Source organism: Sporomusa sp., assembly GCF_035561255.1.
Classification (GTDB): domain Bacteria; phylum Bacillota; class Negativicutes; order Sporomusales; family Sporomusaceae; genus Sporomusa.
Map to the genome: position 1 here is coordinate 1 of NZ_DATMXX010000087.1, position 2,852 is coordinate 2,852.

Below are 2,852 nucleotides of genomic sequence, written 5' to 3' on the forward strand. Positions count from 1 at the left end.
TCTTCCCAGCCTTTAGTTTTTTTATTTTATATTATCGGGAGGATTTTATGACTACTACGGATCAAAGCAACAACAATCAACTGACTAGAGAATTCAAAGATTTTATTGGCGGGCTGAGTCATGGCATGGCGCTGGTAGGGGTGGCCTCGATTGACCGTTTTGACAATTTCCCCACCGGTCATGGTCCCCGTGATTTTATCGCCGATGCCAATGCGGTTATCGTGATTGCCCTTCCCATTGTCGAAGGGGTAATGGGGCTTGAACATTTTATGGAAAAATCCGAGATCTTCAAGGAGCAGGATACCTATACCAACAACGAGGGAAATACCAAGGTATGGTCGCCACGGGTTGTAGTTCGCGGCCATATTGAAAGCCGTAACAGCCATGAGATTCTCAATATTGAATTGCAGACGTTAAGCATGTACAGCGCCCTGTTTCTTGAAAAAAATGGCTACCGGACGGTATATATGCCGACAACCTACGGCAATACTATGTCCTGGCCCGGCAACCTGGATCGCAGTCTGCCGCGGGCAGCGCCACAGTGGTATGGACCTTTTTCTCACCGGCACGCGGCAGTGGCGGCCGGTCTCGGTGAATTTGGCTTGAATAATCTTTTCCTTACACCGGAATATGGGCCCCGGGTCCGGCTGGTTTCCATTATTACCGCCGCCCCGCTCACCGCCGATCCCGTATTGGAAAACCCAATATGCCTTGGCAAGAAATGCTCCTTGTGTGTCAAGGCCTGTCCGGCGAAAGCCTTTGGCGACATCTATGAAATCGAAATCGCCGGCAAGAAAAACTATCAGGCTAGGATCAGCCAGGATGACTGTGCCAAGTTCAACAAAGTCTGCTACAAAAAGTGTGTAAGGGCCTGCCCGGTAGCACTTAAATTTGGCAAAGCTTAATTTGTATAAAAGATAAAGCATGAGACAGAACCAGTTATGCAAAAGCCAAAAGGGATGGGGACTATTTGTAAAAGTCCTCATCCCTTTTCATCTGTTAAAATTCCGGCTGAATTAAACACCATTAGCAATGAATCTCATTTGCTAATTGTCACCGTTTTACCTCTGTCATTTTAATGGCCCTTGGCATAGCCTTTCCTTCTTTCACCAGTTGATCCCATACCCGATATGTCCTCCTCACCCCCGCCTCCCCATTCCGTGTCAGAAACCGCCCCGACTGCTTATTTTTTTGTTGCAATGCAATATAAATCTGCAAAATCACAGATCACTTTGGCGGCCGGCTGTTTATACACCTCAGCCCGCATTTGTTCTAAGTCATGTACATAATCTTGGTCATCTAGTAAAGTCAGTACCGAAATATCCCTATTCTCAGCATAGTGTAACAGCTCAGATATAGCTTTTGACTGCATTTCGTATGTTATATGGATTTCCACCTCAAATCCCCGCTTAGTAAGTTCCTGGAAGATTAGCTCTTTTTCCCAAAATCTTTTCAAGTCTTCGAAATAAGCAGCAGGGAAATATTTATAAACCCACCAATTTTTCATTTCATGTATGGCAATATTATGCATCTTAAATACGCCTCCCACCTTTAAAACACGCGTTATTTCATTCACCACCTGCGCTTTCTTCGTAAAATGCTGAAAGGCGAAATTATTGACAATATAATCAAAATGATTGGCCTCATACGGCAAATTTTCCGCCAGCCCATGATCAATCGAAACATTCTTATGCTTAATTTTGTTTCTGGCGATATGCAGCATGTCCGCAGAAGCATCCAGTCCATACCAGCAAATAGCAGGATCATCAAAATATTCCCTTTGACGGTAAAGATAGATTCCCGTTCCGCACGCTAAATCAAGAACATGATATTCAGTTAGCCGCTGCCTGGCAATATAGTCTTTTAAGACAACATCCTCATCAATTTTCTGCCTGTATGCATTGTTGTCATAATTACTTGCTATTTGAGAGTAATCTGTAATCTTCATATTTATCTTTTTTGTACTCCTTATCCTTACTGATTCTGCAATTCCGGGAAACCAGCTTTGATCCACATGAGAAGAATACTCTACTGAGCCAAAGATCAGATTGGGGTTCGCGGACACTGTCCGTGTTCGCCCAACAGCACCAATTGCGAAGTCCCCGCCGCCTACGCCGCTTGGATATCGTAAGCGGCATCACCGATGTACGCAATGTCTTTGGGATTATAGTTTCATAGACTAACCACCTTGTAACAACAATAGTATCCTGCTAAGACGTATCCTGTACTTTTTGGGCTTGAGCTATATAAGTCATTATCTTATGTTATTATTTTTTGATAGGCAACAACATCCAAAAGCTGTCCAAATTTCTTCCCAACTTCTTTATAATGAGCACATTTGGCAAAATCGTTTCTTTCAAATAAATTGATGCTTTTAAAATTTTCTCCGCATATCGTTGCAATGAGTACGTGTATATTTTGCTGTTTGGCAATTTTTTCGATGAACTTAACAGCTTGGCTGCCTATCCCGCGGCCGATATAATCCGGCCTTAAATAGACAGTTACTTCAGCAGTTTCATCATAGGCTTCCCGCTTCTTATGTTGAGTCAATATTACATATCCGCTAATTGTTTCACCTGACCTAATGATGAATGTTTTATATTTTGGGTTATCAAAGAATAGCAGTTCCCGCATTTCATCTCTTGCTAAAGCATGTGCATGGAAGGTTGCGTTTGTATTAAGAACATAGTGAGTATAAATTTCCCAAACCGCAGTCAAATGTTCTTCCTTGATTTCATCAAAAATGATGTTTTCCATATTTATCTCTCCCTGAAAGCGCAGAGTTTCTGCCAAAAATTAATGAATCATATCTGTGGTCTTTAAAGGTTTCCTAGCTGTCCAAAGTGCATGAA

3 protein-coding genes are annotated in these 2,852 nt (G+C 42.5%); 1 reads left to right on the forward strand and 2 read right to left on the reverse strand.

The genetic code is table 11. The features are described 5' to 3' along the window. Nucleotides 1–47 precede the first annotated feature (47 nt). Entirely contained in the window at nucleotides 48–905 is an 858-nt protein-coding gene (locus tag VN379_RS05320; protein ID WP_325531563.1) for a hypothetical protein, read from the forward strand. A gap of 278 nt (nucleotides 906–1,183) precedes the next feature. On the opposite strand, the gene VN379_RS05325 is transcribed toward VN379_RS05320, so the two are convergent. Next, nucleotides 1,184–1,948 (reverse strand): class I SAM-dependent methyltransferase, encoded by a 765-nt coding sequence (locus VN379_RS05325; protein ID WP_325531565.1) that lies wholly within the window; start codon nucleotides 1,946–1,948, stop codon nucleotides 1,184–1,186. Nucleotides 1,949–2,259: 311 nt separating this feature from the next. Beyond that, nucleotides 2,260–2,757 (reverse strand): GNAT family N-acetyltransferase, encoded by a 498-nt coding sequence (locus VN379_RS05330; protein ID WP_325531568.1) that lies wholly within the window; start codon nucleotides 2,755–2,757, stop codon nucleotides 2,260–2,262. Nucleotides 2,758–2,852 lie beyond the last annotated feature (95 nt).